Annotated in this window: 13 protein-coding genes; 9 read left to right on the top strand and 4 right to left on the bottom strand. The window is 71.8% G+C overall.

Annotation, left to right across the window (positions count from 1 at the left end):
- Nucleotides 1-134: 134 nt before the first annotated feature.
- Nucleotides 135-722 (bottom strand): imidazoleglycerol-phosphate dehydratase HisB, encoded by a 588-nt coding sequence (gene hisB, locus DRV84_RS02705; RefSeq protein ID WP_115978321.1) that lies wholly within the window; start codon nt 720-722, stop codon nt 135-137.
- 125 nt (nt 723-847) lie between these two features.
- On the opposite strand from hisB, the gene DRV84_RS02700 reads away from it, so the two are divergent.
- The 7 genes from DRV84_RS02700 to DRV84_RS02675 all read left to right on the top strand — a co-directional run bounded on the left by DRV84_RS02700 (nt 848) and on the right by DRV84_RS02675 (nt 9,819).
- Entirely contained in the window at nt 848-1,087 is a 240-nt protein-coding gene (locus DRV84_RS02700) for an Lrp/AsnC ligand binding domain-containing protein (protein WP_115978320.1), read from the top strand.
- Nucleotides 1,088-1,161: 74 nt separating this feature from the next.
- Nucleotides 1,162-3,675 (top strand): heavy metal translocating P-type ATPase, encoded by a 2,514-nt coding sequence (locus DRV84_RS02695; RefSeq protein WP_115978319.1) that lies wholly within the window; start codon nt 1,162-1,164, stop codon nt 3,673-3,675.
- Between the two features lie 500 nt (nt 3,676-4,175).
- Nucleotides 4,176-5,129 carry a TAXI family TRAP transporter solute-binding subunit gene (locus DRV84_RS02690; protein WP_115978318.1) on the top strand — a complete coding sequence of 318 codons (954 nt, stop codon included), beginning with the start codon at nt 4,176-4,178 and terminating at the stop codon, nt 5,127-5,129.
- Nucleotides 5,126-5,593, top strand: coding sequence for a DUF1850 domain-containing protein (locus DRV84_RS02685; protein WP_115978317.1), 468 nt, complete (start codon nt 5,126-5,128; stop codon nt 5,591-5,593). Before DRV84_RS02690 ends, DRV84_RS02685 begins: the two co-directional genes overlap by 4 nt.
- 4 nt (nt 5,594-5,597) lie before the next feature.
- On the top strand, nt 5,598-7,670 hold the full coding sequence (locus DRV84_RS02680; RefSeq protein ID WP_115978316.1) for a TRAP transporter permease: 2,073 nt from the start codon (nt 5,598-5,600) through the stop codon (nt 7,668-7,670).
- A 67-nt stretch (nt 7,671-7,737) separates the two neighbouring features.
- On the top strand, nt 7,738-7,911 hold the full coding sequence (locus DRV84_RS15550) for a hypothetical protein (RefSeq protein WP_158547730.1): 174 nt from the start codon (nt 7,738-7,740) through the stop codon (nt 7,909-7,911).
- Nucleotides 7,912-8,067: 156 nt separating this feature from the next.
- The gene (locus tag DRV84_RS02675; RefSeq protein WP_115978315.1) at nt 8,068-9,819 is read left to right on the top strand and encodes a sugar phosphorylase; all 1,752 of its coding nucleotides are present in this window, start codon (nt 8,068-8,070) and stop codon (nt 9,817-9,819) included.
- A 34-nt stretch (nt 9,820-9,853) separates the two neighbouring features.
- On the opposite strand, the gene DRV84_RS02670 is transcribed toward DRV84_RS02675, so the two are convergent.
- The 3 genes from DRV84_RS02670 to DRV84_RS02660 form a co-directional block, all read right to left on the bottom strand.
- Nucleotides 9,854-10,234 (bottom strand): DUF6746 family protein, encoded by a 381-nt coding sequence (locus DRV84_RS02670; protein ID WP_115978314.1) that lies wholly within the window; start codon nt 10,232-10,234, stop codon nt 9,854-9,856.
- A gap of 124 nt (nt 10,235-10,358) precedes the next feature.
- Entirely contained in the window at nt 10,359-11,603 is a 1,245-nt protein-coding gene (locus tag DRV84_RS02665) for a glycosyltransferase family protein (RefSeq protein WP_115978313.1), read from the bottom strand.
- Nucleotides 11,604-11,628: 25 nt separating this feature from the next.
- A complete protein-coding gene (locus DRV84_RS02660) occupies nt 11,629-12,408 on the bottom strand; it encodes an HAD-IIB family hydrolase (protein ID WP_115978312.1) in 780 nt (259 codons plus the stop codon).
- A gap of 218 nt (nt 12,409-12,626) precedes the next feature.
- On the opposite strand from DRV84_RS02660, the gene DRV84_RS02655 reads away from it, so the two are divergent.
- Together DRV84_RS02655 and bfr are read left to right on the top strand one after the other, a co-directional pair.
- Nucleotides 12,627-12,872: a (2Fe-2S)-binding protein gene (locus DRV84_RS02655; protein ID WP_115978311.1), complete on the top strand. Its 246-nt coding sequence runs from the start codon at nt 12,627-12,629 to the stop codon at nt 12,870-12,872.
- 111 nt (nt 12,873-12,983) lie between these two features.
- Complete coding sequence (bfr, locus tag DRV84_RS02650) at nt 12,984-13,472, top strand: bacterioferritin (RefSeq protein WP_115978310.1); 489 nt, start codon at nt 12,984-12,986, stop codon at nt 13,470-13,472.
- The last annotated feature ends 9 nt before the right edge of the window (nt 13,473-13,481 follow it).

Here is a 13,481-nt window from a genome sequence, read left to right as displayed (position 1 = left end):
CCCTCGCGCTCCCCGGAGTATTTCCGCCAAGATGATGGGCGCGGCCACATCCGGCCTCATCATCTTGGTCCAAATACTCCGGGGGTGAATTGGCCGAAGGCCAAGAGGGGGCAGCGCCCCCTGTCTGCTCGCGCTCAGAGCGTGCCCTTGGTCGAGGGCACCTCCCCCCCGCCGCGCGGGTCGGGCTCGACGGCGGCGCGCAGCGCGCGCGCCACGGCCTTGAAGGCAGCCTCGGCGATGTGGTGGCTGTTGGCGCCCGCCTCCCGCGTGACGTGGAGCGTGACACCGCCGTGGCTCGCCACCGCCTGAAAGAACTCGCGCACGAGCTCGTTGTCGAAGGCGCCGATCTTCTCGGTCGGGAAGTCCACGTCCCAGACGAGGAAGGGCCGCCCCGAGAGGTCGAGCGCGGCGGAGACGCGCGCCTCGTCCATGACCAGCGTGAAGGCGCCGTAGCGGCGGATGCCGCGCTTGTCGCCGAGCGCCTCGGCGAGCGCCCGGCCGAGCGCGATGCCGCAGTCCTCGACGGTGTGGTGGTCGTCGATGTGGCGGTCGCCTGTCGCCTTCAGCGTGATGTCGATCAGCGCGTGGCGCGCGAGTTGCTCGAGCATGTGGTCGAAGAAGCCCACGCCGGTCGCGATTTCGCGCGCGCCGCTGCCGTCGAGGGCGAGCTCGAGCGAGATCGTGGTCTCGGCGGTGCTGCGGTCGATGCGGGCGCGGCGCATGGGCGGCCTCCTCTGGCGGTGCGCGGGTTGTAGCGGGCGCTCCGGCGGTCGCCAACCCCTGCGCCGTTGCGCCGGGTCGCGGGCTGTGCGAGCGTCGCACCCGATCAACCGTGAGGGGCGCGTCGATGTCCACGCTCGTTTTCGTCCAGCTCCGCTGCACGCCCGGGACCACCTACCGTGTCGCCGAGGAGATCGTCCTGCGCGAGATCCACTCCGAGCTCTACTCGACGAGCGGCGAGTGGGACCTGCTGATGAAGCTCTACATCCCCGAGGGCGAGGACGTCGGCAAATACATCAACGAGCGCCTGCTCGACATTCCCGGCATCGAGCGCAGCCTGACGACGCTCACGTTCCGCGTCTTCTGACCCGGCAGCGCCCTTGACCTTCCAGTGACTGGAGGCCCCACGTCGGGGGAGACTCGGGAATCGGAGGTCTCACCATGAGCGATGCGCATCGCATCACATTCGCGCTCGACGGGCTGAACTGCGCGGGCTGCGTGCGCCGGGCCGCCGCGGCGCTGGAGGCGGTCGAGGGCGTCGCGGACGTCCATGTGAACCTCGCCGGCGAAACCGCGACCGTCACGCTGGACGGCCCCGCGCGCGGGGCGGAGGCGGCCGCGGCGCTGGAGCGGGCGGGCTACCCCGCGCGGACGGAGACGGTGACGCTCGCCGTGTCGGGGATGAACTGCGCCTCCTGCGTGGGCCGCGTGGGGCAGGCGCTCGAGGCGGTGCCGGGGGTGATCTCGGCCGAGGTGAACCTCGCCGCCGAGGAGGCGCGCGTCACGGTGCTCGAGGGGGCCGCGAGCGCGCGCGCGCTCGCCGATGCGGCGACCGGTGCGGGCTATCCGGCCCGGCCCGCCGAAGCCGGGGCCGCCACCGATCGCGGCGCGCGCAAGGCCGAGGAGGCGCGGGCCGCCGCGCGCAAGACCGCGCTCGCCGCGGCGCTGGCGGCGCCCGTTTTCCTGCTCGAGATGGGCGGGCACATGATCCCGGGGGTTCATGCCCTGATCGGCGAGACCATCGGCCACCAGGCGAGCTGGCTCGTCCAGTTCGCGCTGACCACGCTGATCCTGATCGGGCCGGGGCGGGAGTTCTTCCTGCGCGGGGTGCCGGCGCTCCTGAAGGGCGCGCCGGACATGAACAGCCTCGTCGCCGTGGGCACCGCCGCGGCCTGGGGCTATTCGACTGTCGCCACCTTCGCGCCCGGTGTCCTGCCCGCCGACGTGCGCGCCGTCTATTTCGAGGCGGCGGCGGTGATCGTGACGCTGATCCTGCTCGGCCGCACGCTCGAGGCGCGCGCGAAGGGGCGCACCGGCGCCGCGATCGAGCGCCTGATGGGCCTGCGCGCGCGCACCGCCCGCGTGGAGCGCGACGGCGAAGCCGTCGAGGTGCCGGTGGACGAGGTGCAGCTCGGCGACGTGCTCGTGGTGCGCCCGGGCGAGCGGCTGCCCACCGACGGCGAGGTGATCGAGGGCGCGGCGCATGTCGACGAGAGCATGATCACCGGCGAGCCGCTGCCCGTCGAGAAGACCGAGGGCGACCGGGTGACCGGCGGCACTGTGAACGGGGCGGGCAGCTTCCGCTTCCGCGCGACGGCGGTGGGCGCCGACACGGTGCTCGCGCAGATCACGCGCATGGTCGAGGAGGCGCAGGGCGCGCGCCTGCCGATCCAGTCGCTCGTGGACCGGGTGACGCTCTGGTTCGTGCCGGTGGTGATGGCGGTGGCGGCGGCGACGGTGCTCGTCTGGCTCCTCGTCGGACCGACGGCGACCATGGCGCTGGTCGCCGGGGTCTCGGTGCTCATCATCGCCTGCCCCTGCGCCATGGGGCTCGCCACGCCGACCTCGATCATGGTGGGCACCGGGCGCGCGGCCGAGCTCGGCGTGCTCTTCCGCAAGGGCGAGGCGCTGCAGGCGCTCGCCGGCGTGGACGTCGTCGCGCTCGACAAGACGGGCACGGTGACCGAGGGGCGCCCCGAGATGGCCGCGCTGGTGCCGGCCGAGGGGGCCGAGCGGGCCGAGGCGCTGCGCCTCGCCGCCGCGGCGGAGGCCGTCTCGGAGCATCCGATCGCCGAGGCCGTCGTGCGCGCCGCCCGCGCCGAGGGCGCGCGCCTGCCGGAGGCCGAGAGCTTCGAGACCGAGACGGGCCGCGGCGTGCGCGCCCGCGTCGAGGGCCGCGCGGTCGCCGTGGGCTCGGCCCGCTTCATGGACGAGATGGGCCTCGACCTTTCGGCCTTCGGGGCGGAGGACGCGCGCCGCTCGGGCCGGGGCGAGAGCGTGCTTTACGCGGCGATCGACGGCCGGCTGGCGGCGCTGATCGCCGTGGCCGACCCGGTGAAGGAGACGAGCCGCGCCGCCATCGCCCGGCTGCGCGACATGGGCCTCGAGGTGGCGATGATCACCGGCGACCGCGAGGAGACCGCGCAGGCCATCGCCCGCGACATCGGCATCGACCGCGTGGTGGCCGGCGTCCTGCCCGACGGCAAGGTGGCCGCCGTGGACGCTCTGCGCGCGAGCGGCGACGGCGGGCGCAAGGTCGCCTTCGTGGGCGACGGCATCAACGACGCCCCCGCGCTCGCCGAGGCGGATGTGGGCGTGGCGATCGGCACCGGGACGGACGTGGCGATGGAATCGGCCGACGTGGTGCTGATGTCGGGCGACCTCGCCGGCGTGGTGAACGCGGTGGAGGTCTCGCGGGCGACGCTGCGCAACATCCGGCAGAACCTCGTCTGGGCCTTCGGCTACAACACGGCGCTGATCCCGGTGGCCGCCGGGGTGCTTTATCCGGTGGCGGGGGTGCTCCTCTCGCCGATCCTCGCGGCCGGGGCGATGGCGCTTTCGTCGGTCTTCGTGCTGACGAACGCGCTGCGCCTGCGCCGCCTGCGCCCCGCCATGGCCGAGGCGGAGCGGCCCGCCGCCCCGAACCGCGCCGCGGCGCCCGCCCCCGCGGAATAGGGGCCGGGGCGGCGCGCTGCGGGCGGCTCATGTTCGGGCGAAGGGGCGGCGCGGCCCGTCTGCGCGGTCGACGCATTCGGAGGCGGGGGCGAAGCCCTGCGCCCTGATGTGGTTTCTCCCCGGGTGCGGGACGGTGTCGCCCATGTCCCGCCGGGCCGCTTCGACCTCTGCATGGTCGGGGCGGCGCGGCGTGCATGTTTGGCGCTTCAGGTCCCGCGGCCGTGCCGGTCCTCCCTTCCCGACTGGCGCCACGCGGGCTGTCGCTCCCGCGCCGCGGCGAGCGCGTCGGGGGCGGTCGGAGCGCCCGGCGTGCGATCCCGCAGCGGGCGCACACATCGCCCCGATCTCGCCCGGCGCCGCTGCGCAGTCGTCCGGCCCGCGCCCAGTCTTCCCCGGGGGACGCCCGACCGGCGCTTGACATCGGCCCCGGCGCGCCTTGTTCTAGGCGGCGTAACCGGGGCCGGCGCGCTCGCCGCCGGCCCGATCTGAGGGAGGATCTCATGAAGAACCTGTGTCTCGCCGCGGCGGCCGCCACGGCGCTCGCGGCGCCTGTATCCGCGCAGGACCTGTCGATCGCCACGGGCGGCACCGGCGGCACCTATTACCCCTACGGCGGCGGCCTCGCCGAGCTGATCGGCAACCACGTCGACGGCGCCTCTGCCACGGCCGAGGTCACCGGCGCCTCGGTCGAGAACATGGCGCTCATCTCGCGCGGGGACAGCGACCTCGCCATCGCGCTCGCCGACACGGTGGTGGACGCCTACGAGGGCAACGGCCAGTTCGAGGGCCGCGCGGTGAACGCCCGCGCGCTCGGCTCGATCTACCCGAACGCGATCCAGATCGTGACGCTCGCCGACAGCGAGATCGAGAGCCTCTCGGATCTCGAGGGGATGCGCGTCTCGGTCGGCGCGCCGGGCTCGGGCACGGAGGTGAACGCCCGCCGCATCCTCGAGGCGAACGGCATCACCTACGACGACATCGAGGCCGAGCGGCTCAACTTCAACGAGACCGCCGACGCGCTGCGCGACGGCGACATCGACGCGGGCTTCTGGTCCGTGGGGCCGCCGACCTCGTCGATCATGAACCTCGCGGCGACGCGCGACATCCGCCTCGTGCCGCTGTCGGACGAAGAGGTGCAGGCCGGCATCGACCAGCATGGCACCTTCGCGCCCTACACCCTGCGCGAAGGGATCTACGAGGGCGTCGCGGCGCCGGTGCCGACGATCGCGGTGCCCAACGTCCTCGTGGTGCACGCCGACATGGACGCGGATCTCGCCTACGAGATCACGATGAACATGTTCGAGCGGGTCGACGAGCTGATCGCGGTGCATCCGGCGGCGAACGACACCACCGTCGAGTTCTCGCTCGGCGCGACGCCGATCCCGATGCACCCCGGCGCGCTGCGCTACTACGAGGAAACCGGGGCCGAGATCCCCGACCGCCTCAGCGAGTGATACGGCGACGGGCAGGGCGGCCGGTCGCGGCCGCCCTTCTCCTCTGGGCGCAGGCCGCGGGGGCGGGCACGCTCACGGTCGAGACGGCGGAGGGTGCGGTGCTGGTGACCGCGCGCGCGCCGGAGGGGGCGGAGTGGTGCCTGACGTGGAACCATTCCGTGACCGGCGGGCATGTCGCCGACTGTTTCGTGAACCGCGAAGGCCGGATGATCCTCGCGCGGTCCTACCTGCACGACTTTTCCGCCGGGCTGGGCGAGGTCGAGGGCCGTGGCGGAAGGCTGGTCAGCGCGCCCGGCGGCGGCTACTGGCTGGAAGACATAGACGACGCGATCGAGGGGAACGCACTGCCCGTGCGGATCGGCCGGCCATCCACGGATCACCGCCTGAGCGTCGGCGGCCGGCAGCACCGGCTGTCGCCCCGCGCGGTGGGGCAGCGCGTCCATCTCGTCCTGACACCGGAGTGAGCCGATGACAGAGAGCGCACCGGCAGGCGCGCCCCCGGGCGCGCAGGGTGGGGCAGGCGCGCCCCCGGGCGCGCAGGACGGCCCGCTGATCCCGCCCGTGGGGCGGCAACCGAGGACCGTGGCGATCGCGGTCTTTCTCGTCGGGATCGGCCTCTCGCTCTTTCAGCTCTACGGGGCGGGGATCGAGCCGCTGGGGCTCTTCTACCAGCGCACGATCCACCTGAGCTTCATCCTCGTGCTCGCCTTCCTGATCTTCCCCGTCACCGGGGGCGAGCGCCCGCGCGGGCCGCTCGGCTGGGCGGTGGACGCGGTGTTCCTCGCCGCGGGCGCGGCGAGCGGGGGCTACATCGCCTGGAACCTCGACGCGATCATCAACCGCGCGGGCTTCTGGAGCCAGACCGACATCTGGATGGGCATTCTCGCCACGGTCACCGTGCTGGAGGCCTGCCGCCGCGCGGTCGGCCTCGGCATGACGGTGATCGGCCTCGTCGCGATCCTCTACGCGCTCGCCGGCTCGCGCGGCGAGTTGCCGTGGCTCGGCGAGTGGCTGCCGGGCATCATGGAGCACCGGGGCGCCTCGCTCGAGCGGCTGGTGGGCCAGCTCTACCTCGGGCAGGAGGGCATCTTCGGCCTGCCGCTGGGGGTGGCCGCGACCTATGTCTTCATCTTCGTCCTCTTCGGCGCGTTTCTGGAAGTGACCGGCGCGGGCAAGTTCTTCATCGATCTCGCCTATGCGGCGACCGGCAAGCGGCCGGGCGGGCCGGCGAAGGCGGCTGTGCTCGCCTCCGCCGGCATGGGCTCGATCTCGGGCTCGGCGATCGCCAACGTGGTGACCACCGGCGCCTTCACGATCCCGCTGATGAAGCGGCTCGGCTACCGCCGCGCGCAGGCCGGCGGGATCGAGGCCGCGGCCTCCACCGGCGGGCAGATCACGCCGCCCCTGATGGGGGCAGGGGCCTTCCTCATCTCGGAATACACGCGCATTCCCTACATCGACATCGTCGTGCTCGCGATCTTCCCGGCGGTGCTCTACCTCGGGACCGTCTACCTCTTCGTGCACATCGTCGCGATGAAGCGCGGGATGGAGGGCGTGCCGCAGGACGAGCTGCCGCGGGTCGCCCGGGTGATGGCCGACGGCTGGCAATTCGTGATCCCGCTCGTCCTGCTGGTCTGGCTTCTGGTCAACAACCTCTCGCCCATGCGGGTGGGCTTCTGGGCGATCCTGACGGTGATCGGCGTGGCCGGCCTGCGCGCCTGTCTCGACATTTTCGTCTTCGAGCCGCGCGCGGGGCGGCCCGCCTCGCTCGAGCGGGTGAAAGAGGCGCTCACGGGCGGCGTGCGCATGATCCTCGGCGCGCTGGCGCTGGGGGCGCGCAACGCCGTCGCGGTGAGCATGGCCTGCGCGGTGGCGGGCATCATCGTGGGCGTCGTGGGGCTGACCGGGCTGGGGCTCAAGTTCTCGTCGATGATGGTGGCCTTCTCGGGCGGCAACATGCTGCTCGCGCTGATCCTCGTGCTGATCGCGAGCCTCGTGCTCGGCATGGGGCTGCCGGTGACGGCGGCTTACATCGTGCTCATCGTGCTCGTCGGCCCCGCGCTGACCGAGGAGTTCGGCGTTCCGCTCCTGATCGCGCATCTGGTGGTGTTCTGGTATTCGCAGGACAGCAACGTCACCCCGCCCATCGCGCTCGCGGGGTTCGCGGGGGCGGCGATCGCGGGGGCGAAGCCGCTGGACACCTCCGTGCAGGCGTGGAAGTTCGCCAAGGGTCTCTACCTGATCCCGCTCTTCATGGTCTACAATCCCGAGATCATCCAGGGCGGGCCGGTGCCCCTCGTGCTCTGGACGGGGCTGACCGCGGTGCTCGCGCTCATCGCCTTCGCCGCGGCGATCGAGGGGTGGCTCTTCGCGCCGATGGACCCTGTCTCGCGCCTCGTCGCGGTGCCGGCGACCGTGGGGCTCTTCTATCCCGACATCCGGATGGAGATCGCGGGCGCCGCGGCGCTGGCGGTGATCCTCGGCTGGAACTGGTGGCAGGGCCGGCGCGGCGCGGGGCAGGTGCGGCCCTCGGGGGCCTGACCGCGCGGGGATTGACTCGCCTGAGTGAAACGGTCAGGCTTTGGGGCGCATCGCCGGGAGACAAGGCATGACGTCCCACACCCCGCGCCCCGAGCAGCCGGCCGAGCGGCGGGCTGCGCCCCGCGACACCGCCCCGCCGCCCGACTGGGGCCAGATCCTCGGGCAGGCGCTCGACGGGGCGCTTTCCGACGCGCCGCCGCTCGAGCGGCTGCTCGACGACCGGAGCCGCCCGCGCGGCTGAGCGGGCGCGCCCGCGTCGGCGGGGGCCGGGGGCGCGGCCGCCCCACCCGCTTTTTCAGCACACCGCCCGCCCCGGCGCCCGAATTTCGCCGCGGGGGCTTGGGGTTGCGCGCGCAGGGATTATGCTGTCGCGCGGGTTCGAGGGACGGCACCGCAGATGGCATCGAGTTTCGACGCGCGCCTTCACGATCTGATCGCGGCGATCTATCCGCAGGCCGACCGCGCCGAACTGGCCGCGCGCATCGTCGCGGCCTTCTGGCCCGAGGACCGCCCGCGCCGGCGCCACGCGCGCCGGCCCTCCAACGACTTCTGGGCCGAGCGCGACGCGCTGCTGATCACCTACGGCAACTCGATCGTGGACGGGGTGCACAAGCCGCTCGACCTGCTGCGCGATTTCCTGCACCGCAACCTGCGCGGCACGGTGGACGGGGTGCACATCCTGCCCTTCTTCCCCTTCACCTCCGACGACGGCTTCGCGGTGACGGATTACCGCGCCGTGAACCCGAGCATCGGCGACTGGTCCGACATCCGCCGCATCGGCGCTGAGTTCAAGCTGATGTCGGACCTCGTGCTCAACCACGTCTCGAGCCAGGGCCCGTGGTTCACCGCCTACCTGCAGGGCCACGCGCCCTTCGATCGTTTCTTCATGGAGGCCGACCCGGACGACGACCTGAGCGGCGTGGTGCGCCCGCGCACGCATCCTCTCCTGCGGCGGGTCGAGACGGCCGAGGGGTCGGCGCACGTCTGGTGCACCTTCAGCCACGATCAGGTGGACCTCGACTTCCGCAATCCGGAGGTGCTGCTCGAGTTCCTCGCGATCATGCGGCTGCACATCGACAACGGGGTGCGCATCCTGCGCCTCGACGCGGTGGCCTTCCTCTGGAAGGTGATCGGCACGCCCTGCATCCATCTGCCCGAGACGCACGCCATCGTGCGGCTGATGCGGCTTCTCTGCGACTATGCGGTGGAGCCGGTGATCCTCGTGACCGAGACGAACGTGCCCAAGGCCGAGAACCTGAGCTACTTCGGCAACGGCAACGAGGCGCATGTCGTCTACAACTTCTCGCTGCCCCCGCTCCTGTTGCACGCGCTGCAATCAGGGACGGCGCGGTATCTCATCCGCTGGCAGCAGGGGATGCCGCCGGCGCAGATGGGCTGCGCCTACCTCAACTTCTCGGCGAGCCACGACGGCATCGGCATGCGGCCCGCCGAGGGCATCCTGCCGCCCGAGGAGGCCGCGCGCATGATCGACTGCGTGCGCGGGCAGGGCGGGCTTGTGTCCATGCGCACCGCGCCGGACGGCAGCGAAACGCCCTACGAGCTCAACGTGACGTGGTTCGACGCGCTGGGCGCCACCTGCGACGGGCGCACCGATCATCACATGGCGCGGTTTCTCTGCTCGCAGACGATCGTCATGGCGCTGGAGGGCATCCCGGCCTTCTACATCCACGCGCTGCTGGCGACGGGGAACGACCACGCCGGCGTGGAAAAGACCGGCGTCGCGCGGGCGATCAATCGCCACCGCTGGGATTATCCCGCGCTTCAGGCGCGGCTCGACGATCCCGCCTCGACGCAGGCGCGCGCGCTCGCCGGGATCCACGCCCGCATGGCCGTGCGCGGGCGCCAGCCGGCCTTTCACCCGAACGCCACGCAATTCACGCTGCAGCTCGACGACCGGGTCTTCGGCCTATGGCGGCAGAGCCTCGACCGGGCGCAGTCGATCTTCGCGCTGCACAACGTGAGCCACGAGCCGGTGGAGATCGCGCCCTCGGCGATCAACCTGATCGACGGGGAGGACTGGCGCGATCTGCTCTCGGGCGAGGCGATCGCGCCCGCAGGCGCGCCGATCCGCCTCGCCCCCTATCAGTGCCGCTGGATCGCCAACGGCGACGGGGCGGCGCGCGCGTGACCTGGCCGGGCGCGTGCGGCCCGGCCCCGGCGCGTCACTCCGCGAGCGCGGCGGCGGTCTCGAAGTAGGTCGCGGCGAGGCTGCGCACCTCGGCCGCGTCGTGATCCTCGGAGGCGAGGTGCAGCGCCTCGAGCGTCTCGGGCAGGGCGCCCATTTCCTCGTTGATCTTCGCGAGCGCCGCCTCGATCGTGTAGGTGTATTCGTGGATTTCCTCCATGTCGGCGACGGAGAGATCCTCGCGCGCGAGCACGTCGCGCACCTTGGCGTTGTAGTCCACGAAATTGGTCAGCGCCGCCTCGAGCGTCTCGGACTCGACCACGTTGTAATGCTGCATCTCGCCGTCCTCGCTGGCGGCGAGGGCGGTCGCGGCGAGGCCGAGCGCGGCGGCGGCGGCGAAGCTCTTGAGGGTCTGCATGCTCTGTCTCCTCTGCGGGGCGGTCCCGGTGGGCGTGCGGTCGGGTGCGTCAGCGCATTCCCGACCGTATTTGTCGGGTACATGCGCCCGGCGCGGCCCGTCAAGCGGAATCAGAGCAATTTGGTCAGGATTGACTGCGACAGGACGTCACCCGCGCCTCGGCGAGGTCGGCCTCCACCGCCGCCACCATGTCGCCCAGAAGCTCCGGGTCGGCGGCGTTCACGCGGCTCCATGTGGGGATGAAGGGCGTCTCGAAGGGGTTGTCGAGAAAGGCCTGTCCCGCGCGCATGATGTTCTCGGCGAAGAGCTCGACCGACTGCTCCTCCTTGTGACGGTCCATGGTCAGCCCGTTCATCGCCGCGTCGTTGTAGTAGCTTTCCAGCATGTCGAGCGCCGTGCGGTAGTAGACCGCCTTCAGCGTGCGGAAGGTGTTCTGCGTGAAGACGGTGCCGTCGGCGGCGAGCTTGCGGAAAATCGCCTTGCAGATGTCGGTGGACATGCGGTTGAGGCCGGTCGCCGCGTCCTCGGGCGAGAGCGCCTGGTGCTTGTGGTCGTAGGCGTCGGAGATCTCCACCTGACAGATGGATTTCGGTGCGAGGTTGCGCCAGGCCTCGCTCAGCACGCCGATCTCGAGGCCCCAGTCCGAGGGGATGCGCAGGTCGGGCAGCGTCGCGGTCCGCAGCGCCACCTCCCCCGAGAGCGGATAGCGGAAGCTGCGCAGGAAATCGACGAAGTCGCGGTCGCCCACCACCACCCGCAGCGCCACCAGCAGCGGCGAGACCAGGAGCCGCGTGACCCGCCCATTCATCTTCCCGTCGCCGAGCCGGGGGTAGAAGCCCTTGGAGACCTGATAGGAGAAATTAGGGTTCACCACCGGATAGATCAGCCGCGTCAGCATGTGGCGCGAATAGGTGAGGATGTCGCAATCGTGGATCGCCGCGACCCAGGTGTCGCGCCGCGCCAGCATGTAGCCCATGCAGGTCCAGACGTTCTTCCCCTTGCCGGGCTCCGACGGATAGAGGCCGTGCGCCTTCAGCCGGTCGCCGAGCGCGCGCTGGCGCGGGCTGTCGTTCCAGATGACGACGTGCTCCTGCGGGAGGCGCTCGAAGAAGCGCACCGCCTCGGCGTATTGCGCGGCGTCGGCCTGATCGAGGCCGATCACCACGCGCCTGAGGTACGGCACCTGCGCGATCTCGTCGAGGATGCGCGGCAGCGCCTCGCCCTCGAGCTCCGAGTAGAGCGAGGGCAGGATCAGCGTCACCGGCCGGTCGCGCACGAAGGTCGCCACCGCGTGGGTCAGCGTCTCGGGCGAGACCGAGCGCAGGTCGTGCAGCGTCGCCACCTGTCCGTTCTGATGAAAATCCGCCACGGTGCCGCTCCTTCGGTCTCCGGCGTCAGAGCGCGACGCCCGCCTCGCAGAGTATCCGCTCCACGGCGCAGGACCAGCCTTCGGGGCCGGGGGCGCGGGTGCGCAGGATGCGCCCCGCCGCCTCGTCCTCGAGCGGGGGCAGGGGGGCGCGGTGCGGGTTGGCGACGATCGCGGCGCGGTCGGCGACCTCGAGCATCTCGACGTCGTTCGGCGCGTCGCCGAGCGCGAGGAGATGCGTCGCCCCGAGCGACGCGGCCACCTCGCGCATGCGGTCGGCTTTCGTCGCCCCAAAGCCGAGGGTCAGGAAGCGCCCGCCCTCGCGGCCGGCGACGCCCGCGGCGCCGAGCGCGCGGGCGAAGGCGGCGCGCGCCGCCTTCGCGCCGGTCCAGACGCCGGGCTCGGTGAAGGCCCGGTCGCGGGCGCGCGCGGCCTCCCGCTCGGGCAGGCCGGTGAGCGCGGCGACCTCGGCGACCGACATCTCGGAAAAGCCGCGGAAGGGCGCGCGCAGCTCCGCGGGCAGCCCGGCGAGCGCCGCCATCACCCGCGCGTGCTCCGCGCGGTCGGGCGTCGCCCCGGCGCCGGGGGGCACGATCCCGCCGCCGTTCTCGCAGATCGCGGGCACGCCGGAGAGCCCGAGCGTGTCGCGCAGGGGCCCGATTTCGGCGGCGGTCTTGGAGCTTGCGAGGATCACCGGAACCCCGGCCGCGCGCAGCCGCGCGAGCGTCGGCGCCGCCGGCGTCCAGTCGTAGGTCGCGTGATCCAGCAGCGTGCCGTCGAGGTCGGTGACGATCGCCCAGCGGTGCATCGGGGCCCCTTCCTCGCGTCGGTGTGCCGTGGTGCGCGACACTGGCGTTGACTTTTCCGAGCGATCTACTCAGATTTCAAGGGCGGGCAGGAAAACGACTCGCCCGAGTCAGTCCTGCCCCGCTCCGGCGCGGCGCGCCTTGCGCGAGGTCAAGGACGGCGCACCGCCCGGACGACCAGAGGACGACGCGGGGCGGCCGGCCCCGCCGGGAGGACGCCATGATCGTGTGTCACTGCATGAACATCTCGCGCGACGACATCCGCCGCGCCGTCGACTGGATGCGCGCCTCGGACCCCGACACGCTCATCACCCCCGGCAAGGTCTACCGCGCCCTCGGCAAGAAGGCCGACTGCGGCGGCTGCCTGCCGCTATTCATCGACAGCATGCGGGCCTGCGACAGCCTGCAGGTGCCCGCCGAACTGCGCCGCCTGCGCGAAGCGCCGCGGCAGGGCGAGACGGGCTGACGCGCCCCGGGCGCGCCGCGGGCCGCGCGGCGCGGCTGCGCGGTCATGACTGGTTGCGGCGCCCGGGCAAATTGCGCACTCTACGAAAGATATTTCGCAGAGGAGATCGCGATGAAGGGTGACGACAAGGTCATCGAGTACCTGAACAAGGCGCTGCGCAGCGAGCTGACGGCGATCAACCAGTACTGGCTGCACTACCGCCTTCAGGACGACTGGGGCTTCGGCAAGGTCGCCAACAAGTCGCGCGAGGAGAGCATCGAGGAGATGCACCACGCCGACAAGCTGGTCGAGCGGATCATCTTCCTCGAGGGGCATCCGAACCTGCAGAAGCTCGACTCGCTGCGCATCGGGCAGACCCTCAAGGAGACGATGGAGTGCGACCTCGCCGCCGAGCACGAGGCGCGCACGCTCTACATCGAGGCGCGCAACCACTGCGACAGCGTGGGCGACTACGTCACGAAGAACCTCTTCGAGGAGCTGATCGCCGACGAGGAGGGCCACATCGATTTCCTCGAGACGCAGCTCGACCTGATCGAGAAGCTCGGGATCGAGAAATACGGCCTTCTCAACGCCTCCACCGCCGACGAAGGCGAGGAGTGAGGCCCGGCG

The organism is Rhodosalinus sediminis, from assembly GCF_003385555.1.
Classification (GTDB): domain Bacteria; phylum Pseudomonadota; class Alphaproteobacteria; order Rhodobacterales; family Rhodobacteraceae; genus Rhodosalinus; species Rhodosalinus sediminis.
Note: the sequence above shows the minus strand (reverse complement) of the source record. Positions and strands in the feature narration are given on the sequence as shown.

Excerpts from the sequence above, each read along its gene's own strand:
- bfr (WP_115978310.1), top strand. The coding sequence starts at position 12,984 with ATGAAGGGTGACGACAAGGTCATCGAGTACCTGAACAAGGCGCTGCGC.
- DRV84_RS02660 (WP_115978312.1), bottom strand. The coding sequence starts at position 12,408 with ATGCACCGCTGGGCGATCGTCACCGACCTCGACGGCACGCTGCTGGAT.
- hisB (WP_115978321.1), bottom strand. The coding sequence starts at position 722 with ATGCGCCGCGCCCGCATCGACCGCAGCACCGCCGAGACCACGATCTCG.
- DRV84_RS02680 (WP_115978316.1), top strand. The coding sequence starts at position 5,598 with ATGACAGAGAGCGCACCGGCAGGCGCGCCCCCGGGCGCGCAGGGTGGG.
- DRV84_RS02700 (WP_115978320.1), top strand. The coding sequence starts at position 848 with ATGTCCACGCTCGTTTTCGTCCAGCTCCGCTGCACGCCCGGGACCACC.
- DRV84_RS02675 (WP_115978315.1), top strand. The coding sequence starts at position 8,068 with ATGGCATCGAGTTTCGACGCGCGCCTTCACGATCTGATCGCGGCGATC.
- DRV84_RS02690 (WP_115978318.1), top strand. The coding sequence starts at position 4,176 with ATGAAGAACCTGTGTCTCGCCGCGGCGGCCGCCACGGCGCTCGCGGCG.
- DRV84_RS02695 (WP_115978319.1), top strand. The coding sequence starts at position 1,162 with ATGAGCGATGCGCATCGCATCACATTCGCGCTCGACGGGCTGAACTGC.
- DRV84_RS02670 (WP_115978314.1), bottom strand. The coding sequence starts at position 10,234 with ATGCAGACCCTCAAGAGCTTCGCCGCCGCCGCCGCGCTCGGCCTCGCC.
- DRV84_RS02655 (WP_115978311.1), top strand. The coding sequence starts at position 12,627 with ATGATCGTGTGTCACTGCATGAACATCTCGCGCGACGACATCCGCCGC.
- DRV84_RS15550 (WP_158547730.1), top strand. The coding sequence starts at position 7,738 with ATGACGTCCCACACCCCGCGCCCCGAGCAGCCGGCCGAGCGGCGGGCT.